Source organism: Kitasatospora sp. NPDC032121, from assembly GCF_055580145.1.
Genome location: NZ_JBVILX010000002.1, coordinates 462,508 through 481,023 on the forward strand (window position 1 = coordinate 462,508; position 18,516 = coordinate 481,023).

General features: G+C 72.9%; 19 protein-coding genes and 1 tRNA gene. 6 read left to right on the top strand and 14 right to left on the bottom strand.

Features of this window, described 5'->3' with window-relative positions; translation table 11 throughout:
* Positions 1-265: 265 nt before the first annotated feature.
* The 8 genes from ACZ5OX_RS07925 to ACZ5OX_RS07960 all read right to left on the bottom strand — a co-directional run bounded on the left by ACZ5OX_RS07925 (position 266) and on the right by ACZ5OX_RS07960 (position 5,374).
* Positions 266-1,171: an RNA polymerase sigma factor SigF gene (locus ACZ5OX_RS07925; protein WP_449808619.1), complete on the bottom strand. Its 906-nt coding sequence runs from the start codon at positions 1,169-1,171 to the stop codon at positions 266-268.
* A gap of 145 nt (positions 1,172-1,316) precedes the next feature.
* The gene (locus ACZ5OX_RS07930; protein WP_465629186.1) at positions 1,317-2,162 is read right to left on the bottom strand and encodes an RNA polymerase sigma factor SigF; all 846 of its coding nucleotides are present in this window, start codon (positions 2,160-2,162) and stop codon (positions 1,317-1,319) included.
* A 326-nt stretch (positions 2,163-2,488) separates the two neighbouring features.
* Complete coding sequence (locus ACZ5OX_RS07935; RefSeq protein WP_392868419.1) at positions 2,489-2,782, bottom strand: Dabb family protein; 294 nt, start codon at positions 2,780-2,782, stop codon at positions 2,489-2,491.
* A gap of 91 nt (positions 2,783-2,873) precedes the next feature.
* On the bottom strand, positions 2,874-3,038 hold the full coding sequence (locus ACZ5OX_RS07940) for a hypothetical protein (protein WP_392868417.1): 165 nt from the start codon (positions 3,036-3,038) through the stop codon (positions 2,874-2,876).
* 496 nt (positions 3,039-3,534) lie between these two features.
* Positions 3,535-3,621: transfer RNA gene (locus ACZ5OX_RS07945), tRNA-Ser, on the bottom strand.
* 92 nt (positions 3,622-3,713) lie between these two features.
* The gene (gene tadA, locus ACZ5OX_RS07950) at positions 3,714-4,238 is read right to left on the bottom strand and encodes a tRNA adenosine(34) deaminase TadA (protein WP_392868415.1); all 525 of its coding nucleotides are present in this window, start codon (positions 4,236-4,238) and stop codon (positions 3,714-3,716) included.
* A 50-nt stretch (positions 4,239-4,288) separates the two neighbouring features.
* Positions 4,289-4,846, bottom strand: coding sequence for a tRNA adenosine deaminase-associated protein (locus ACZ5OX_RS07955; protein ID WP_449788495.1), 558 nt, complete (start codon positions 4,844-4,846; stop codon positions 4,289-4,291).
* A 324-nt stretch (positions 4,847-5,170) separates the two neighbouring features.
* Positions 5,171-5,374: a hypothetical protein gene (locus ACZ5OX_RS07960; protein WP_392868779.1), complete on the bottom strand. Its 204-nt coding sequence runs from the start codon at positions 5,372-5,374 to the stop codon at positions 5,171-5,173.
* A 196-nt stretch (positions 5,375-5,570) separates the two neighbouring features.
* Between ACZ5OX_RS07960 and upp the strand changes: the two genes are divergently transcribed.
* Entirely contained in the window at positions 5,571-6,206 is a 636-nt protein-coding gene (upp, locus tag ACZ5OX_RS07965; protein ID WP_392868411.1) for a uracil phosphoribosyltransferase, read from the top strand.
* An 82-nt stretch (positions 6,207-6,288) separates the two neighbouring features.
* Here the strand turns inward: upp and ACZ5OX_RS07970 are convergent, their stop codons facing one another.
* The 4 genes from ACZ5OX_RS07970 to ACZ5OX_RS07985 all read right to left on the bottom strand — a co-directional run bounded on the left by ACZ5OX_RS07970 (position 6,289) and on the right by ACZ5OX_RS07985 (position 9,987).
* The gene (locus ACZ5OX_RS07970) at positions 6,289-6,969 is read right to left on the bottom strand and encodes a LytR C-terminal domain-containing protein (RefSeq protein ID WP_465629612.1); all 681 of its coding nucleotides are present in this window, start codon (positions 6,967-6,969) and stop codon (positions 6,289-6,291) included.
* Positions 6,970-7,240: 271 nt separating this feature from the next.
* Positions 7,241-7,537, bottom strand: coding sequence for a type II toxin-antitoxin system VapB family antitoxin (locus tag ACZ5OX_RS07975; RefSeq protein ID WP_030061387.1), 297 nt, complete (start codon positions 7,535-7,537; stop codon positions 7,241-7,243).
* A gap of 471 nt (positions 7,538-8,008) precedes the next feature.
* On the bottom strand, positions 8,009-9,175 hold the full coding sequence (locus ACZ5OX_RS07980) for a hypothetical protein (protein WP_465629187.1): 1,167 nt from the start codon (positions 9,173-9,175) through the stop codon (positions 8,009-8,011).
* A 140-nt stretch (positions 9,176-9,315) separates the two neighbouring features.
* Positions 9,316-9,987 (bottom strand): rhomboid family intramembrane serine protease, encoded by a 672-nt coding sequence (locus ACZ5OX_RS07985; RefSeq protein ID WP_465629188.1) that lies wholly within the window; start codon positions 9,985-9,987, stop codon positions 9,316-9,318.
* Positions 9,988-10,073: 86 nt separating this feature from the next.
* On the opposite strand from ACZ5OX_RS07985, the gene ACZ5OX_RS07990 reads away from it, so the two are divergent.
* Together ACZ5OX_RS07990 and ACZ5OX_RS07995 are read left to right on the top strand one after the other, a co-directional pair.
* The gene (locus tag ACZ5OX_RS07990; protein ID WP_465629189.1) at positions 10,074-10,592 is read left to right on the top strand and encodes a YbhB/YbcL family Raf kinase inhibitor-like protein; all 519 of its coding nucleotides are present in this window, start codon (positions 10,074-10,076) and stop codon (positions 10,590-10,592) included.
* Positions 10,593-10,601: 9 nt separating this feature from the next.
* Positions 10,602-11,486: a hypothetical protein gene (locus tag ACZ5OX_RS07995; RefSeq protein ID WP_465629190.1), complete on the top strand. Its 885-nt coding sequence runs from the start codon at positions 10,602-10,604 to the stop codon at positions 11,484-11,486.
* Here ACZ5OX_RS07995 and ACZ5OX_RS08000 read toward each other — a convergent pair.
* Positions 11,483-12,634 (bottom strand): helix-turn-helix transcriptional regulator, encoded by a 1,152-nt coding sequence (locus ACZ5OX_RS08000; RefSeq protein ID WP_465629191.1) that lies wholly within the window; start codon positions 12,632-12,634, stop codon positions 11,483-11,485. The genes ACZ5OX_RS07995 and ACZ5OX_RS08000 overlap by 4 nt on opposite strands.
* A 133-nt stretch (positions 12,635-12,767) precedes the next feature.
* Between ACZ5OX_RS08000 and ACZ5OX_RS08005 the strand changes: the two genes are divergently transcribed.
* The gene (locus ACZ5OX_RS08005) at positions 12,768-14,294 is read left to right on the top strand and encodes an MFS transporter (RefSeq protein ID WP_465629192.1); all 1,527 of its coding nucleotides are present in this window, start codon (positions 12,768-12,770) and stop codon (positions 14,292-14,294) included.
* 174 nt (positions 14,295-14,468) lie between these two features.
* Here the strand turns inward: ACZ5OX_RS08005 and ACZ5OX_RS08010 are convergent, their stop codons facing one another.
* Positions 14,469-15,137, bottom strand: coding sequence for an HhH-GPD-type base excision DNA repair protein (locus tag ACZ5OX_RS08010; protein WP_465629193.1), 669 nt, complete (start codon positions 15,135-15,137; stop codon positions 14,469-14,471).
* Between the two features lie 262 nt (positions 15,138-15,399).
* On the opposite strand from ACZ5OX_RS08010, the gene ACZ5OX_RS08015 reads away from it, so the two are divergent.
* Both ACZ5OX_RS08015 and ACZ5OX_RS08020 read left to right on the top strand, forming a co-directional pair.
* Positions 15,400-15,747 carry a DoxX family protein gene (locus ACZ5OX_RS08015; protein WP_465629194.1) on the top strand — a complete coding sequence of 116 codons (348 nt, stop codon included), beginning with the start codon at positions 15,400-15,402 and terminating at the stop codon, positions 15,745-15,747.
* Positions 15,748-15,949: 202 nt separating this feature from the next.
* Positions 15,950-18,421: a terpene synthase family protein gene (locus ACZ5OX_RS08020; protein ID WP_465629195.1), complete on the top strand. Its 2,472-nt coding sequence runs from the start codon at positions 15,950-15,952 to the stop codon at positions 18,419-18,421.
* Positions 18,422-18,516: the final 95 nt, after the last annotated feature.

An 18,516-nucleotide genomic window follows, 5' to 3' on the forward strand; every position in this document is an offset into this window, starting at 1 on the left:
TCAGCATACCGAGCCGCGGGGATTCCGGACCGTACGGAATGCGTCACCGGAGCCGGGCGGAACGCCGCTGGTCGGACGCGGGCCCCGGTGCCGCGCGGCGCGCCGGACGCCGGGATCCGGGCCGCTGACGGGCGGTTGACGGGCGGATTCCCCGTCGCGGGACGGCGCTGCGCGGCGATGGCCTGAACCGTGCCACCGCGCCGGATCGGCCCGGCACACGGCTCGGGGCCGGGCCGAAGAACGGCCCGGCCCCGGTACGGCGGGCTCAGCCCTCGTTGATCAGCCCCTCGCGCAGCTGGGTGAGCGTCCGGGTGAGCAGCCGGGAGACGTGCATCTGGGAGATCCCGATCTCCTCGCCGATCTGCGACTGGGTCAGGTTGCCGAAGAACCGCAGCATGATGATCCGGCGCTCGCGCGGCGGCAGCTTGGCCAGCAGCGGCTTGAGCGACTCCCGGTACTCGACGCCCTCCAGCGCGAGGTCCTCGTAGCCCAGCCGGTCGGCCAGCGGCCCGTCGCTGTCCTCCTCGCCGGTGCTGGAGTCGAGCGAGCTGGCGGTGTACGCGTTGCCGACCGCGAGGCCCTCGACCACGTCCTCCTCGCTGACCCCCAGGCAGGTGGCCAGCTCGGCGACGGTGGGGGAGCGGTCCAGCCGCTGGGAGAGCTCGTCGCCGGCCTTGGTGAGCGCCAGCCGCAGCTCCTGGAGCCGCCGCGGAACGCGGACCGACCAACTGGTGTCCCGGAAGAAGCGCTTGATCTCGCCGACGACGGTGGGCATCGCGAAGGTGGGGAACTCCACCCCGCGCTCCGGGTCGAACCGGTCGATCGCCTTGATCAGGCCGATCGTGCCGACCTGGACGATGTCCTCCATCGGCTCGTTGCGGCTGCGGAAGCGCGCCGAGGCGTACCGGACCAGCGGCAGGTTGAGCTCGATCAGGGTGTCGCGGACGTAGGCGTGTTCGGTGCTGCCGGGGTCCAGCGAGGCCAGCCGCAGGAACAGCGAGCGGGAGAGCGTCCGGGTGTCCAGCCCGGAGCCGGGCGGCGTCTCCGATCCCGCTTCGGGGCCGGGCGGCCGGACCGGTTCGACCCGCTGCCGCGGGACCAGGTCCTCGACGACGGCCGTGCCGTTGGCCTGGCCAGCGTGGATCTCCGCAGTGCCCAGCTCTCCGGACATGCACCCACCCCCTTGTGACTGTCAGTTGAACGGGGGCCGTCGCGCGGTGGTTCCCGGGCGAGGGCCTTCCCCCTCCATACCGGAACACGGTCCACGGCAAACCCGAACGTCGCAAGATGTCACGCCGGGGTGACGCGCTGCAATCTCACTCTTCCCAGGAGTTGCCGGTCCGAAGCCTGGTCAGGATCCGTGAGAGCAGCCGGGACACGTGCATCTGGGACATCCCCAGCTCGGTGCTGATCTGGGACTGGGTCAGGTTGGCGAAGAAGCGCAGCATCACGATCCGCCGCTCCCGCTCGGGGAGCTGGACCAGCAGGTGGCGGACCATGTCCCGGTGTTCGACCTCGGCCAGCGCGGAGTCCTCGTACCCGAGCCGGTCGAGCAGGGCGAGCCCGCCCTCGTGCTCCTGCGCGGCCTCCAGGGACGCCGCGTTGTAGGCCCGCCCGGCGTCCAGGCAGGCCCGGACGTCCTCCTCGGGGATCCGCAGGCTGGCGGCGATCTCGGGCACCTTGGGCACCCGCCCGTGCAGCACCGTCAGCTCCTCCATCGCGCCGCTGACCTGGACCCACAGCTCCTGGAGTCGGCGCGGGACGTGCATGGTGCGGACGTTGTCCCGGAAGTAGCGCTTGATCTCGCCCAGGATGGTCGGCAGCGCGTAGGTGGGGAACTGGACGCCGCGGCCGGGGTCGAAGCGGTCGATCGCGTTGATCAGGCCGATCGTGCCGACCTGGACGACGTCCTCCATGGGCTCGCTGCGACTGCGGAAGCGGGTGGCCGCGTAGCGGACCAGCGGGATGTTCACCTCGATCAGGGCGGCCCTGACCCGTTCCCGCTCGGGGGCGTCGGGGGGCAGTTCGGCGAGCCGCTCGAACAGCACCCGGGTCAGCGTCCGGACGTCCACGACGGGCCGGCCGCCGGGACCGCGCAGCCGGTCCGGGCGGAGCTCGCCGGCCGGGCTGGTGATCGCAGCCAGCACTTCGTCCACGGACACCTCACCCCTCCCAAAGTCGTCGACGGCGGGCCCCGCGGATCGGGTGTCGCGGCCGGTTCTCCACCTAGCCAGGTCCGGCAAAACCGGTCATAGCATCACAAGGTGGGCACAGGTCGGGCAAGCACCCGACGGAGGTGTGTTGGTGGGGCTTTCAACGTTCCCCGGGCCGGCCGGCGAAGCGCCGCACGGGTCGCTCCGGGGGCGGAGCAGAGCGCCCCGCCCGCGGGTGCGGACGGGGCGCGGCGGCCGTTCGGGGGAAGGGCCCGGGACGGGCGCGGGACCGGCTCGGGGCGGGCCGGTCGGACGGCTCGGGGCCGGACGGGTGCTCAGACCTCGACGTCGGCGATGACCCAGGTGGCGAACTCGCGCCAGAGGCCGGCCGCCGCCTGGTGGTCAGGGTGGGTCAGGTAGGCCTGGAGGGCGTCCCGGTCCTCGACCAGGCTGTTGATCGCGTAGTCGTACGCGATGTCGCGCTCGGTGGTGTTCCAGCCGCACTCCCACTCGCGCAGCTCGGGGATCACCGCGCCGAGCGCCTCGAAGGCCTTGGCGCCGGCGAGCACGCGCTCTTCGTCCTTGCCGACGCCTTCGTTGAGCTTGAACAGGACCAGGTGGCGGATCACGATTGCCGCTCCTCGCGGACGGGGACAGAGGGTCCCGCACACCGTAGCCGGTGCACGGGGGCCGGCGGCCATTCGAAGGGGCGGCCGTCCGTCACTTGATCAGACCGGTCATGAAGGCGCCGACCGCCTTGGCCGCGTTCGAGATCCCCTCGAACCCGAGCTGCACCAGCTCGGCGGACCGCGAGGGGGAGGTGATGATCGAGTAGAGCACGAAGACGAGCAGGAGGACCATGCCGATCTTCTTCGCCTGCGCCATCGGGTGACCTTCCTCCGAGCCGTGGGCCGCCGTCATCCGGTCCCCGAGCGGCCTGCAGGGGCAGCTTATCCACCCGGACGGGCTATCAAGTGTGCGACGCGTTCGGCCGGCGGGACGAAGGTCCCCGCGAGTGAGGCCTTTCTCCGGGTGCCCCGTCGTGGGCCGGGCGGCAGGATGGAAGACGTACCGAGGATCTGGCAGGAATCCCCGGTGCATGGATCCGGAGCTCCCCGCTGTGGGACCGGTGGCCGCGGCTTCCCCCCGACGCGGCGCCGGTTGTGGGACTCCGCCGGGGGAGCGGTCAGTCCCCCCGAGCCGCTCCCCCCTCCAGGCTCCGTACGGACCGGGCACCGGTGGTCATCGGCCCGGGGTACGGAGCCGTTTTCGTTCCCGCTCCCGTGTCCGCGCCGACCCGTGCACGGCGCCGGTGGGCGGCGCACCGATCCGACAAACGCCGAGGGCCCGTCCGGATCGGACGGGCCCTCGGGCTTTCGAGCGGTAGCGGTGGGATTCGAACCCACGGTGGAGTTGCCCCCACACACGCTTTCGAGGCGTGCTCCTTTGGCCGCTCGGACACGCTACCGAGAGGAACTCTACCGGAGGGGTGGCGCAGTCACGAAATCCGTACCGCCGCGGCGTCCGGCGGGCCCTCGGCGGCGGGTGTTCAGCGGGTGTTCAGCGGTGGGTGTCGAAGAAGGCGCGCAACTGCTCGCCGCACTCCTCGGCGAGGACGCCCCAGACCACCTCGGGGCGGTGGTTGAGCCGGCGGTCGCGCATCACGTCGAAGAGCGAGCCGGCCGCGCCGGCCTTCTCGTCGAGGGCGCCGTAGACCACCCGGTCGATCCGGGACAGCACGATGGCCCCGGCGCACATCGTGCACGGCTCCAGCGTGACGACCAGTGTGCAGCCGCTCAGCCGCCACTCTCCGATCTGCTCGGCCGCCTGCCGGATCGCGACCACCTCGGCGTGCGCGGTCGGGTCGCCGACCGCCTCGCGCTCGTTGTGGCCGCGCCCGATCACCCGGCCGTCCGGGCCCAGGACGAGCGCCCCGACCGGTACGTCCCCGGTGGCCGGCGCCAGCGCGGCCTCGGCGATGGCGAGGCGCATCGGCGCCGCCCAGCGGTCGCGGACCGGGTCGGGGCGGACGGGGGCGGGCAGCGGGGGGACGTGCGGGACGGTCAGCGAGGTGGCGGGCTGCATGGCATCCAGTGTCGGGTATCCGGTGGCGGACACCGGCACGGCCGACCCCGCTACCGGACGGCCTCCAGGACCTCGCCGCAGCCGAGGGCCTCGGCGATCTCCTCCAGGGCGTCGCCCGGCACCGCGCCCTCGCCGCTGAGCGCGAGCAGTTCCTCGGAGGCGAGGCCGAACTCGGTGAGCAGGTGGGCGTCGCCGAGCGGGCCGACCGGGACGCCGCCGCGGACGTCGGCCTCCTCCTCGTCCTGCTCCTCGGCCTCCTCGGACTCGTCCAGCAGGTGGTCCAGGTCGCCGAACTCGCTCTCTCCGGCCTGGTCGACCAACTCGTCGGTGAGGACGGAGCCGTAGGAGCTGCGGGCGGCCGCGGCGCCGTCCGACACGAAGATCCGCGGGTCCTCCTCGCCGTCCACGCGGACGATGGCGAACCAGACGTCCTCCTGTTCGATGAAGATCAGGACGCTGTCGTCGTCCTGGGCGGAGTCGCGGGCCAGGTCGGCCAGATCGGCCAGGGTTTCGACGTCGTCGAGCTCCGTCTCGCTCACATCCCACCCGTCCTCGGTGCGAGCAAGCACTGCAGCGAAGTACGCCACCAGGGACACTCCCAAGATCATCGGTCTCGGCTGCCGGCGCGCACGGGCAACGCGGAAAACTGGCCGCCCCCGCGCCAGAGGCGGTCCGCTTGTTCGGACCGTCCCATCGGAATCGTGACAGAAAGCCCGCCCTCGCGGGGGGTGTTCGGCAGCGCGTCTTTGCAGGTCGTGTCGGAAGGACCGGGTGGCGGAGGGCGTTTTCCGGCCGGGGCGGTCCGAAGCCGGTCGAAATTTGCTCCGAACGCCGGAACGGGGCCGCCGCCTCCGATCGCGGGCGGTCCGGGGCCCGCGCCGGGTGCGCGTCAGGATCCCGTCAGGAGGGGCCGGGGGCGCCTCCGGGCCGCGTCAGATCCGGAAGGTTCGCATCCGCATCGCCTCGCGCATCCGCCGCTCCTTGGTCCGCCGGGGCTGGACCCGCTCCCGCAGTTCGCGCGCCTCGGTGAGCTCGCGCAGGAAGACGGCCCGCCGCTTGCGGCGCTCCGCCTCGGTCTCCGGGTGGTCGTACGGCGGGCCCTGGCTGCGGCCCGCCCCGTCGAAGGGCTCGTCCATCGAGCCGTCCCCGGCGTTCGGGTTGCTCGTCATAAGACGTGACATTCCCAGAACGGTCCGGTTGATACCACAGAAGGCACTTCCGTCCGGACAGCCGCGGCGGGTCACGGCGTGTCACCGGCGCGTCACCCGCGCCGGCGCACGGGTGGGGCACGGCGGGTCGTACACCCGTCCGGGGGCGGGCTAACCTCGATACATGCGTCTCCACGTCGTCGACCACCCCCTGGTCGCCCACAAGCTCTCCACCCTGCGCGACGAGCGCACCGACTCGCCGACCTTCCGTCGCCTGACCGACGAGCTGGTGACCCTCCTCGCGTACGAGGCCACCCGGGACGTCCGCACCGACGAGGTGGAGATCACCACGCCCGTGGCGGTCACGCTGGGTACCCGGCTCAGCTACCCGCGCCCGCTGGTGGTCCCGATCCTGCGGGCCGGCCTCGGCATGCTGGACGGGATGACCCGCCTGCTGCCGACCGCCGAGGTCGGCTTCCTCGGCATGGTCCGCAACGAGGAGACCCTCGAGGCCTCCACCTACGCCACCCGGATGCCGGACGACCTCTCCGGCCGCCAGGTCTACGTGCTCGACCCGATGCTGGCCACCGGCGGCACCCTGGTCGCCGCGATCAGGATGCTGATCGAGCGCGGCGCGACCGACGTCACCGCCGTGGTGCTGCTGGCCTCCCCCGAGGGCGTCGAGGTGATGCGACGGGAGCTGGCGGACCTGCCGGTCACCGTGGTCACCGCCGCCCTGGACGAGCGGCTCAACGAGAACGGCTACATCGTCCCCGGCCTGGGCGACGCGGGCGACCGGCTCTACGGCACGGCCGGCTGAGCCTGCCCACCCGAACCACCGAACACCGAGAGCCCCCGGCACTGCGTCTGCCGGGGGCTCTCCTGTCCGTCCGTCCGGTGGCTCAGCAGCTGCCGGTGGCGGTCGGGGTGGGGGAGGGCTTGGTGGCCAGCGCGAGGGCGGCGGCCGCCTGGGTCTCGTCCAGCAGGGCGTTGTAGCTGTCGCCGATCACGAAGTCCACGCTGGCGTCGGTGCGGGCGTCGGCGGTGACGGCGGCCCCGGCGATCTGCGAGCTGACCAGGGTGCCCGCGCCGGCGCCGGTCGGACCGGCGATCACCTGGGCGGTGCCCGGCACCTTCTTGTCCAGCTCGGCCGGGGCGTTGCCGACCTTGCCGATGACGAAGCCGCGCTTCTTGAACTCCTCGGCCGTCCGGCCGGCCAGACCGGCCTTGGTGGTGGCGTTGTAGATGTTCACGGTGACCGCGGTGGGCTGCGGGACGGCGTTCGGGTCGCCCTGCCCGGCGGCCGGCGCACCGGCGGCGGGGGCGCCCGGGGTGGCCCCCGGGGTCGGGGCGGCCAGGGCCTTGCCGGACGGGCTCGCGCAGGCCTGCGCCGAGGCGTCCTTGTTCCTGCCGATGAAGATGTCGTACAGCTGTACGCCGCCGAGCGCGACCAGGGCCAGGGCGAGCAGGCCGGCGAGCGTGGCGACCACCTTGCGGCTCTTCTTCGGGGGCCGGCCCAACCGTGGGTAGGTGTTGCCGGTGACGCGGTACTGCTTCCCCTTGAGGCCTCGGGGAGTCAACATGCTCACGGTTTGTCTCCCCCTCGTGCCAGGGCGGGGTCGGGATGACGGATCGGCCGGGTGGGGACTTCCCCCGGTGCGGGCGGAATCCCCTGGTCGCGGCCGTAGTCAGCAGCGTAGTGCCGTACGGCTTCGAAGGTACTAAACGATCATCATCTGGCGTACCCCGGTACCCGAAAGGGGGTACCGGGGTACGGACGGACCGCCCTCCGCCTGGTGGCGGGGGGCGGTCCGGAAGGTCCGTGCGGGAGGGACGGCCCCGGGGTGGGGCCCGTCACTCCATTTCGAGGACACGGGCGTGCAGCACCTGGCGCTGCTGCAGCGCCGCGCGGACGGCCCGGTGCAGACCGTCCTCCAGGTAGAGGTCGCCGTGCCACTTCACCACGTGGGCGAAGAGGTCCCCGTAGAACGTCGAGTCCTCGGCCAGAAGGGTTTCGAGGTCGAGTTGACCCTTGGTGGTCACCAGCTGGTCGAGTCGCACCGGGCGCGGGGCGACGTCAGCCCACTGGCGGGTGCTCGTCCGGCCGTGATCCGGGTACGGCCGCCCATTGCCGATGCGCTTGAAGATCACACGGAAAGCCTACCGTTTGGGCGGCGGATGGCGCAGCAGCCGCGGCGCCGCCACGCGCGCCGGTGTGAACTGCGCATGGACGAATGCGGCTGTTTGGTGGGAAATGTCGCGAACATCGCCCGGTGCCGATCGGGTTCCGCGTCGATGTCGAAGCGTTCCGAAGCGTTCCGATCCGCTCAGGAGTGTGCACCGATGTCCTCCGGCCTCACCCCTCCGGCCGTCCGGAGAGCGCCGACGGGCACGCCTTCACCGGGCCGGCGCTCGACCTAGGTGCGGTGCTGCTGGACGGCGCCGCGTCCCGGACGCCCCGGGTGCGCATCCCGCTGGGCGGGCGCGCCCGGCGGGCAGGCGGCTCGGGCAGGAGATCTCGCGCAGCCTGTTCGGGAGGTCCAAGCGGCGCCGCCGAGCGGCGGCTGAGCGACCAGGTGGGCGGCGGTGCCGGCTGACCGGCCGCCAGGGGGCGCCGGGCGGTCAGCCGGCGAGCGCGGCGCCGATCCGGTCCAGGGAGGACAGCCGCATCAGGCCGTAGTGGTAGAACTCCACCTCGGGGACGCCGAGTTCGCGCAGGGTGGTGATCTTGGCGGCGAGGTTCTCCGGGCCGTCGCAGTCGGAGGACATCGGGCGCAGGATCACCGCCATGGAACGCGGACGGACGCCGTGCAGGGCGAAGGCGGCGATCTTCTCCCGGACGGCCTCAGGGGTCCGCTCGTAGCCGAGGGTCTCGACCTGGTCGGTGACCTGCGCGAGGGCGGGCAGGTCGATGCCGGCGAGCCAGCCCCTGCCCGGGCCGCCGCCGTCCATGAAGCTCAGCCGCATGCCGTGCCGGCGGGCCTGTTCGGTGAGGTCGGCGGCCAGCGAGGTGACGGTGGCGGCGGAGGCGTCCACGTAGGCGGCGAAGGCGCCGTCGGCGAGGGCGCTCAGGTCGGCCGGCTCGGCGGCCGCGGACTCGTCGGCCAGCCGGCGGCGCAGCTCGGCGCGGACCGCCTCGGCCACCTCCTCGGCCGGGACCCCGGCGGCGGTGGCGGCGGCGCGGCAGTGCGGGCAGAAGCAGACCCCGAGCAGGGCTTCTGCGGTCGGGCCCAGTTCCTCGAAGTAGCGCTCGTGGTGGTGACCGTGGCGCAGGCCGTGGAAGTGCAGGGACTCGGCGCGGATCGCGTCCACGCCGTACCGGGCCAGTTCGGCGACCAGGGTCAGCGCGTACTCCCTGACCTCCGGGTTCGCCGGGCAGAGCTCGGTGAGGTGGCGGTCGCCGAAGGCGTTGGCCGGGGCGCAGTCGGGGTGGGCGAAGCCGAGCCGGTCGTTGTGGCAGAAGACCGTCCAGGCGTGCAGCTTCAGGCCGCGGAGGCGGGCCTCCTCGGCGGCCTCGGCGAAGGGGTCGCGCTCGCCGATCGCGGTGGACGGCACGGGCGCGAGGCGCCGGCCCAGCCAGCGGACCGGGTCGGGACGGAAGTACGCCGCGCCCGGCTCCAGGTGGCGGAGCACCCGGCGGGGGTTGTGCGGGAAGACGTCGCGGGCCTCGTGGTAGACCGAGGCGAGGGTGACGCCGCCGACCCCGGCGCGGTCGGTGAGGTTGCCGAAGAAGGTGTCGGCGCCCTCGTCGAGCAGGTCGGTGGCGAAGGCGAGGACGGACGACTCCACGGTGCGGCTCCGGAGCTGGGGGAGGGTGAGCCGTCCACGCTATCCGCAGGGGTCGGGATTGGTCTATACCTGATGGCCCGGGTGGGTTGCGGGGGCCGCGGCCGGCTGTGGCGCCGGCCGCGGGGCGGCCGAGGCGCCGGCTACAGGCCGAGCTCGTCCAGCTGCTTGAGCAGGGCGGTTCCCGGGCTGTCCGGGGTGCTCGCCTGCTTCTCGGCCGACTGCGTGGCCCGCTTCGAGGCCGGCTGGTTGCGGAGCAGGACGGCGGCGGCCAGTCCGCCGATCAGCCCGCCGAGGTGGCCCAGCCAGCTGACGCCGGGGGTGACCGGCAGCACCCCGATCAGGATGGTCGAGTAGACCACCGCGACGACGATGCCGACCACCGCGTCCAGCACGTTGCGGTCCAGGACGCCGCGCAGCACCACGTAGCCCAGGTAGCCGTAGACCATGCCGCTCGCGCCGGCCGTCACGGTGTTCGGGCTCTCCAGCAGCCAGACCAGCAGGCCGCCGGACACCGCGATCACCAGGCTGGCCAGCAGGAACTTCCGCATGCCCCGGTAGGCGGACAGGAAGCCGAGCACGAACAGCGGCCAGGAGTTGGCCTCGATGTGGCTCCAACTGAAGTGCAGGAACGGCGAGGTGAACATCTCCGGCAGGTCGCCGACCTGCTCCGAGCGGAGGCCGAACTCCCGCGACAGCCCGTAGTCGTCCAGCCAGTTGGCCACCTGCACCGACCAGATGACGGCCTGGACGCCGAGCATCGTGAACAGCGCGCGGCGGGAGTCTGCGAACAACTGGGCGAATTTGGCGGCCATGCCACCGACTCTAGGGGCGCCGGGAGCGCGCGTGCACCCCATTACAGTGACCTCTGTCATTCCGACCGTGAGAGGTGGCACACCCCATGAGCAATCGCCCGCCGCTGCCGTACGACTTCCTGCCGAAGGTGCCGTCGTTCCGGCTGAGCAGCCAGGACATCACCGAAGGCGGCACGTTGGGGCAGGAGTTCATCCACGCCGGCGGCAACCTCTCGCCGCAGCTGTCCTGGTCGGGCCTGCCGGAGGGCACCCGGAGCATCGCGGTCACCTGCTACGACCCGGACGCGCCGACCGGCTCCGGCTGGTGGCACTGGCTCGCCCTCGGCCTGCCCGCCGACACCACCGAGCTGCCGCGCGGCGCCGGGTCCTCGGACGCCGACCTGCCCGGCGGGGCCTCCTTCCACGGCCGCAACGACTTCCCGTCCAACCGGTACGACGGCGCCGCCCCGCCGCCCGGCGCCCCGCACCGCTACGTCTTCGCGGTGCACGCGCTGGACGTCGAGAAGCTGGACGTCGCCGCCGACACCCCGCCGGCCCAGGTGGGCTTCAACCTCACCTTCCACACCCTGGGCCGGGCGCTGCTGACCGCCGAGTACGGGGTCTGAGCCTTGGCCGTGTCCGATCGTCCGGTCGAGGTCTGGCGGCTGCCCGAGGAGGACGTCCGGGCCGGCCGCCGGGCCCTGACCTGGACGGTCGGGCCGGGCGGGGAACTGGCCGTCCTGGTGGTGCCGGAGCAGTACGCGGCGCCGGCCGGATCGTGGCCGCACGCCCGGCTGCCGTTCGACGGCGAGGTGGTGGTGCGCGGCCCGCAGGGCGAGTGGCGGGTGCCGCTGGCCGGGGTCGGGGTCCCGCCCGACCTCCTGGCGCTGCTGCCGGGCGGGCGGGTGCTGCTGGCCGGGCGCCGGGCCGAGGAGTCGGCGGACGGCTGGGAGCGCAACGGCCTGGTGTTCGGGCCGGACGGCAGCCCGGCCCGGGAGCTGCAACTCGGCGACGACATCCAGGCGTTGACCACCGACCGGGACGGCCGGATCTGGCTGGCCTTCGGGGACGAGGGCAACTACGGCGACAACCCGCTGGCCCGGTGCGGCCTGCTCGGGCTGGACACCGCCGGGCGGATCGTCTGGCGGCCGGACTTCAGGCAGCTGGGCGACGAACCGCTGGAGGGCATCGCCGCCGCCACCGAGGGACGGCGGACCTGGCTGGCCTGGTACGGGGAGCGCAGCCACCTCACCGGTATCGACCCCGCCGAGGGCGAGCCCGTCGTCATGCGGCTGCCGGCCCGGCAGCCGGTGGGCTTCGCGATCGCCGGGGACCGCGCCGTGTTCCTCCAGCCCGGCGGCGAGCTGCTGCACTGCGAGCGGGAGAGCCGGAAGGGCTGGCGGGAGGTGCGCCGCGAGCGGGTGGGCGGCCTCGGGGAGCTCGACCGGGAGCGCGCGTACGGCCGGGACGGGGTGCTCTGGTTCCGTTCCGGCAACGGCTGGTACCGGGTCGGGGCCTAGACCTGGGCCTGATCCCCCGCCGTGTGCTGGAAGCGGGACTGGTCCTCCGAGCCCGCCGCGTGCTGGGTGTGGGACTGGTTCTCCGGGCCCGCCGCGTGCTGGGTGTGGGACTGGTTCTCCGGGCCCGCCGCGTGCTGGGCGTGGGACTGGTTCTCCGGGCCCGCCGCGTGCTGGGCGTGGGACTGGTTCTCCGGGCCCGCCGCGTGCTGGGCGCGGGCGGCGAGTCGGCGCAGGTGCTCGCGCAGCGCCGGCGGCTCGTGCACCTCGAAGGCGCAGTCCAGCGACAGCAGCCGCATCGCCGTCCACTCCAGCGAGTCCGAGCGGGAGCGGAGCCGGCAGCTGTGCGCGTCGATCGGCTCGACCTCCGCGTCGCCCGGCCGCAGGCTGTGGCGGACCCGCTCGGCGGGGGCGTGCACGGTGGCGACCACGGTGCCGCTCGGTGACGGGCGGCGCAGCTTGCCCGCCACGTACGCGGCGGCGTCCTCGGCGGGGAGCGGGCGCGGGGTGAAGCGCACGCCGGTGGTGGCCGGGCCGCTCACCCGGTCGACCCGGAAGAGCCGCCAGTCCGAGCGGTCCAGGTCGTAGCCGACCAGGTACCAGCGGCGGCCGACCGAGACCAGCCGCTCGGGTTCGACCTGCCGGTTGGTCTCGGCGCCGTCGTACGCCCGGTAGCCGAAGCGCAGCCGTTCCCGGGCGGTGACGGCGCGGGCGAGCACGGTGAGGTCCTCCGGGTCGACGGTCGGGCCGTCCCCGGTGAGCAGCGGCACGGTCGCGGAGTTGAGCGTCCCGACCCGGTGCCGCAGCCGGCCCGGCAGCACCTGGAGCAGCTTGCCGAGTGCCCGTACCGAGGCCTCCTCGATGCCGACCACGGCGTGCCCGGCCGCCGCGCGGAGCCCGACCGCGATGGCCACCGCCTCCTCGTCGTCCAGCAGCAGCGGGGGCATCGCCGTGCCCGCGACCAGCCGGTAGCCGCCGTCCGCGCCCATGCTGGCCCGCACCGGGTAGCCGAGCTCGCGCAGCCGGTCGATGTCGCGCCGGATGGTGCGGGGGCTGACGCCGAGACGTTCGGCGAGCTCGCTGCCGGGCCACTCGCGCGGCGTCTGGAGCAGGGACAGGAGGCTCAGCAGCCGGGCCGGGGTGTCGGTCATGCCGTCCAGCATGCCGTCCCGGAGAGCGGCGGTGGGCGGCCGCCAACTGGGACAGGTTCTGACCTACATGCCCCGTACCGTCATGGGCGTGGAGAAGAGCGTCCCGGACGTGCGTAAGAAAGAGGACAACCGAATGAGCACCGCGGCAGCGGACCGGAGGAGGTGGATCGCGCTGACGATCGTGATGGTCGCCTCCTTCATGGACCTGGTGGACGTGACCATCGTCAACATCGCGATCCCGAGCATCCAGCAGGACACCGGCGCCTCCTTCAGCGCCATCCAGTGGGTCACCGGCGGCTACGCGCTGGCCTTCGCGATCGGCCTGATCACCGGCGGCCGGCTGGGCGACATCCACGGCCGCAAGCGGGTGTTCCTGATCGGGATCGGCGGCTTCACGCTGGCCTCGGCGCTGTGCGGGCTGGCCTCCGGCCCGGAGATGCTGGTCGCGACCCGACTGCTCCAGGGCGGGACGGCGGCGCTGATGGTGCCGCAGGTGCTGTCGATCATCCACGCGACCTTCCCGGCGGAGGAGCGCGGCAAGGTGTTCGGCCTGTTCGGCGCCGTGGTCGGCCTGGGCGCGGTCTCCGGCCCGCTGATCGGCGCGCTGCTCACCGAGTGGGACCTGTTCGGCCTGGCCTGGCGCCCGATCTTCCTGATCAACCTGCCGGTCGGCATCGCCGGGCTGCTGCTCGGCCGCCGCTTCATCGACGAGTCGAAGGCCGACCAAGCGCTGAAGCTGGACCTGGTGGGCGTGGCGCTGGCCAGCCTCGGCCTGCTGATGCTGGTCTACCCGCTGACGCACGGCCGGGAGGCCGGCTGGCCGCTGTGGGGCTACCTGTCGATGGCCGGCAGCCTGCCGGTGTTCGCGCTGTTCGTGGTGTACGAGCGGGTCAAGACGCGGCGGGACGGCTCGCCGCTGGTGGAGCTGGCGCTGTTCCGGGTGAAGTCCTTCGCGGCCGGGATCTGCGTGCAGCTGGCCTTCGGCGTGGCGCTCGGCATCTACTTCCTGGTCTGGACCCTCTACATGCAGGTGGGGCTGGGCTGGAGCCCGCTCAAGGCCGGTGCGACCGGCATCCCGTTCTCGATCGCGGTCTCCACGGCGGCCGGGCTGTCGGTGCAGAAGCTGGTGCCGCGGTTCGGGCGGAAGGTGCTGCAGACCGGCGCGCTGGTGATGGCGGCGGGCGTGCTCGTCTACATCTGGGAGGCGGACCGGTACGGGACGGCGATCACGGCCTGGCAGATGGCGCTGCCGCTGGTGGTGATGGGCCTCGGGATGGGGCTGATCGTCGCGCCGATCACCGACGCGGTGCTGGCGGAGGTGCCGCGCGAGCACGCCGGTTCGGCGTCCGGGCTGATCAACACCGTGCAGCAGGTGGGCAACGCGCTCGGGCTCGGCCTGGTCTCGGTGGCCTTCTTCGGGGCGATGGACGACGTCGTCGCGCCGGAGGCGCTCGGGACGGCGTTCGGCGGGGCCTTCGTGCACGCGATGTGGTGGGTCGCCGGGGTGCTGCTCGCGGTGTTCCTGCTGATGTTCGCGCTGCCGCGGCGACGCAAGGCGGCCGGTTCTGCCGGGGCGGCGGCCGGGGCGGCGGCCGGATCGGTCGGTGCCGACGGCTCGGCCGGTTCGACCGCGGAGGAGCAGGAGCCGGTCCTGCTCTGACGGAGTGCTCCCGTGCGCGGGCCCCGGTCGCGCGGCGCGGCCGGGGCCCGCGTCGCGCTCTGGGAGGGCCCGGTCGGCGTACGGCCGGCGGGGCGGGCGGTCGGGTGGGTCGGTCCGGCCAGTCGGGTCGGTCCGATCGGTCTGGTCAGTCGGTTCGGTCGGTTCGGTCGGTGATCAGCGCGCACCGGTCGGGGCGGCGGCGGAGGCGACGGGGGCGACGGGGGCGACGGATGTGCGGGTGGTGGTGCGCGGCTTGGCGGCGGCCTTGGCCTCCTTCGCCGCGCGTTTCATCTCCTGCTTGAACTCCCGTACCAGGGCGAGGGATTCGGGCCCGGTGATGTCGGCCACCGAGCGGTGCGCGCCCTCCTCGCCGTACACCCCGGCCGCCTCGCGCCAGCCCTCCGGCCGTACCCCGTACTGCTTGCCGAGCAGGGCCAGGAAGATCTGCGACTTCTGCTTGCCGAAGCCGGGCAGGGCGTTGAGGCGGCTGAGCAGCTCCTTGCCGGTGCGGACGTTCTTCCAGAGCGCGGCGGCGTCGCCGTCGTACTGCGCGACGAGGAACTGGCAGAGCTGCTGCACCCGCTTGGCCATCGCGGCCGGGTAGCGGTGGACCGCGGGCTTCGCGGAGAGGAGCGCGACGAACTCCTCCGGGTTGTAGGTGGCGATCTCGTGGGCGTCCAGGTCGTCGTGGCCGAGGCGCTGGGCGATGGTCAGCGGGCCGGTGAACGCCCACTCCATCGGGACCTGCTGGTCCAGCAGCATGCCGACGAGCGCGGCGAGCGCGCTGCGTCCGAGCAGTTCGTCGGCCTCGGGCTGCTGTGCGAGCCGAACGGTGACGTTCATGGGCTTGCCCTCCTCGGAGTTGACGTCGGGTCGGCGCCCAGTCTGGTGGAAGCGGCGTTGCCGTACGCAGTCAACACGCCCGTCACCGGGGATCTTGTCTCTTCAAGGCCTTGCCGGAGCTGCATTGTTCGTTGGCGGAGCGGTTGTCGAGGACAACGGTGGAGTGGCGCGGAATATTTTTTGCCCGCGTCCGTCACATCCGTCGGGTGTCCCGGGTCAGGGGAGTGTCGAACCGAACAGCCGTCGAATGAGGAGCACTCCAATGTCCGTCGCTCACACCGTCGTCACCGTCCTCGGCGCCCTCATGGTCGGCTTCTCGGCCTACTCCGTCTTCGCCGGCGCCGAGTACGTCGTGAAGCCCCTCGCCGACTACGGCGTCCCGCGCGCCTGGTGGCCCTGGCTCGGCGTCGCCAAGGCGGCCGGCGCCCTCGGCCTGCTGGCCGGCCTCGCCGTCCCGCCCGTCGGCTACGCGGCTGCGGCCGGCGTGGTCCTCTACTTCCTCGGCGCCGTGCTCACCGTCCTGCGCGCCCGCGCCTACGCCCACGTGCCCTTCCCCCTCCTCTACCTGGCGCCCGCCGCGGCCTCCCTCGCCCTCGGCCTCGCGTCCTGAACCGGGGCCGTTCCTACGAGCCTTGTGTGTGTGGGGGCGGTTGTCGGGGTGTGCGGGGGCGGAGAGGGCGCTCGGCCGGGTGGGTGGATTTTGGGAGGGGGCGGCGAGTCATTTCATATGACTATTTTTGTTGTGCCAGTGCGGTGACCTGACGGCGAGTCATTCTTGGTCCATCCGAAGCGTCCAGAAAGGCCCGCCCGCCGTGACCCAGCCGTTCGAACTGCCCTCCTTCTATGTGCCGCACCCGGCACGCCTCAACCCCCATCTGGACGAGGCGCGGGCCCACTCCACCGCCTGGGCCCGGAAGATGGGGATGCTGGAGGGATCAGGAATCTGGGATCAGGCCGACCTGGACGCCCACGACTACGGCCTGCTCTGTGCGTACACCCACCCCGACGCGTCGGCCGAGGCGCTGTCGCTGGTCACCGATTGGTACGTGTGGGTGTTCTTCTTCGACGACTACTTCCTCGACATGTTCAAGCGCACCAACGACCGCGACGCGGGCAAGGCCCACCTCGACCGGCTGCCGCTGTTCATGCCCGCCGACCCGGGCGCCGAGCTGCCCGAGCCGGAGAACCCGGTCGAGGCGGGGCTGGCCGACCTGTGGCGGCGCACCGTGCCGGCGATGGGCGAGGACTGGCGGACCCGGTTCGCCGCGAGCACCCGGAACCTGCTCGACGAGTCGCTGTGGGAGCTCGCCAACATCGGCGAGGGCCGGGTGGCGAACCCGGTCGAGTACATCGAGATGCGCCGCAAGGTCGGCGGTGCGCCCTGGTCCGCGCAGCTGGTCGAGTACGCGGCCGACGCCGAGGTGCCGCAGGAGGTGTCGGGCTCGCGGGCGCTGCGGGTGCTGATGGACGCCTTCTCCGACGGCGTGCACCTGCGCAACGACATCTTCTCGTACCAGCGGGAGGTGGAGGACGAGGGTGAGCTGAGCAACGGCGTCCTGGTGCTGGAGCGGTTCCTGGAGTGCTCCACCCAGGAGGCCGCCGAGGCGGTCAACGACCTGCTCACCTCACGGCTCCAGCAGTTCGAGAACACCGTGTTCACCGAACTGCCGGTGCTGTTCGCGGAGACCGGGCTCGACCCGGCGGGCCGCGCCCGGGTGATGGCGTACGTCAAGGGCCTCCAGGACTGGCAGTCCGGCGGGCACGAGTGGCACCTGCGCTCCAGCCGGTACATGAACGGTGGTGGGGCGGCCGGTGGTTCGGGCGGTGAGGTGGCGCCCGGAGCGGGCGGGTCCGGGGGCGGCAACTGGTGGGACCAGTACGCGATCGGGGGCATCGGCACCTCGGCGCTGGACATCCTGCGCAGCACGGCCATGACGGCCCCGGCAGGTCCGGCAGGTCCGGCAGGCCCGGCAGTCACGGCGGCCTCGGCGGGGAAGCGCGCGACGGCGGCGGCCAGGAGCGCGGCGGGCCCGGAGGGACGGCGGGCGCGGTCGTACGGCCACGTGCCGTACCGGGCGGTCGGGCCCTCCAGGCTGCCCGAGTTCAGGCTGCCGTACGAGCTCCGGCTGAGCCCCCACCTGGACGGCGCCCGGGAGCGCGTGGTCGAGTGGGCGGAGCGGATGGGACTGCTCTCGGCGGAGCCGGGCGCCCCCGCGTCCGGCATCTGGGACGCCGCGTCGATGCGCGACTACGACCTCCCGCTCTGCGCGGCCGGCATCCACCCGGACGCCACGGCCGACCAACTCGACATCGCCTCGGCCTGGTTGGCCTGGGGCACCTGGGCCGACGACTACTACCCCCGGGCCTTCGGGCACACCCGTGACCTGGGCGGCGCCAAGGCCGCCAACGCGCGGCTGTCGCTGTTCATGCCAGTGGACGGCACCCCCGCACCGGAGCCCGCCAACGCGCTGGAGCGCGGCCTCGCCGACATCTGGGAGCGCACCGCCGGCCCGATGACCGTCGAGGCCAGGGGCCGGTTCCGGACGGCGGTCGAGGCGATGCTGGACAGCTGGATCTGGGAGCTGGCCAACCAGATCCAGAACCGGATCCCGGACCCGGTGGACTACCTGGAGATGCGCCGCTCCACCTTCGGCTCCGAGCTCACCACGAGCCTCTCCCGCCTCGGCCACGGGGAGTCCGTGCCGCCGGAGGTGTACGAGCACGGCTCGATGCGCGCGCTGGAGAGCTCCGCGATGGACTACGCGTGCATGATGAACGACCTCTTCTCGTACCAGAAGGAGGTCGAGTACGAGGGCGAGCTGCACAACACCGTCCTGGTGGTGCAGAACTTCTTCAACTGCGACTACGAATCGGCGGTCCGGATCGTCGACGACCTGATGCACTCGCGGCTGGACCAGTTCCAGCACGTCGCGCAGAAGGAACTCCCGGTCATGTACGCGGACTTCGGGCTGGAGCAGGCGGCCCGGGAACGGCTCGACGGATACGTGGGCGAACTGCAGAACTGGCTCGCGGGCATCCTGAGCTGGCACGAGGGCTGCCGGCGGTACGGGACGGCCGACCTGGAGCGGCACTTCGGCGCGGGACGGGACCTGGCGGAGGCCTCGCAGGCCCGGCGGGCGGCCACGGCGGCGGCCGCCGAGGCGCCTACGGGACCGGCGGGGCCGGTGGCGCCCTCGGTGCCCACGGCCGCGGCGACGCCCCCGGTACCGCTCGGCCCGACCGGCCTGGGGACGGCCTCACTGCGCCTGTCGGCCGGCGGCTGACGTCGCGGGGGCGTACCCGCGCGGGTCATCCCGTGCGGTACGCCGTGTCGTCGCGCGGGTCATCCCGTGCGGGTGCGCCGCGTCGTGGCTAGGCT

Bases quoted from the DNA above. Each gene is read 5' to 3' on its own strand.
- ACZ5OX_RS07925 (WP_449808619.1), bottom strand. From the start codon at position 1,171: ATGTCCGGAGAGCTGGGCACTGCGGAGATCCACGCTGGCCAGGCCAAC.
- ACZ5OX_RS07940 (WP_392868417.1), bottom strand. From the start codon at position 3,038: ATGGCGCAGGCGAAGAAGATCGGCATGGTCCTCCTGCTCGTCTTCGTG.
- tadA (WP_392868415.1), bottom strand. From the start codon at position 4,238: ATGCAGCCCGCCACCTCGCTGACCGTCCCGCACGTCCCCCCGCTGCCC.
- ACZ5OX_RS07955 (WP_449788495.1), bottom strand. From the start codon at position 4,846: ATGATCTTGGGAGTGTCCCTGGTGGCGTACTTCGCTGCAGTGCTTGCT.
- ACZ5OX_RS07960 (WP_392868779.1), bottom strand. From the start codon at position 5,374: ATGGACGAGCCCTTCGACGGGGCGGGCCGCAGCCAGGGCCCGCCGTAC.
- upp (WP_392868411.1), top strand. From the start codon at position 5,571: ATGCGTCTCCACGTCGTCGACCACCCCCTGGTCGCCCACAAGCTCTCC.
- ACZ5OX_RS07970 (WP_465629612.1), bottom strand. From the start codon at position 6,969: ATGTTGACTCCCCGAGGCCTCAAGGGGAAGCAGTACCGCGTCACCGGC.
- ACZ5OX_RS07985 (WP_465629188.1), bottom strand. From the start codon at position 9,987: ATGGCCGCCAAATTCGCCCAGTTGTTCGCAGACTCCCGCCGCGCGCTG.
- ACZ5OX_RS07990 (WP_465629189.1), top strand. From the start codon at position 10,074: ATGAGCAATCGCCCGCCGCTGCCGTACGACTTCCTGCCGAAGGTGCCG.
- ACZ5OX_RS08000 (WP_465629191.1), bottom strand. From the start codon at position 12,634: ATGACCGACACCCCGGCCCGGCTGCTGAGCCTCCTGTCCCTGCTCCAG.
- ACZ5OX_RS08005 (WP_465629192.1), top strand. From the start codon at position 12,768: ATGAGCACCGCGGCAGCGGACCGGAGGAGGTGGATCGCGCTGACGATC.
- ACZ5OX_RS08010 (WP_465629193.1), bottom strand. From the start codon at position 15,137: ATGAACGTCACCGTTCGGCTCGCACAGCAGCCCGAGGCCGACGAACTG.
- ACZ5OX_RS08015 (WP_465629194.1), top strand. From the start codon at position 15,400: ATGTCCGTCGCTCACACCGTCGTCACCGTCCTCGGCGCCCTCATGGTC.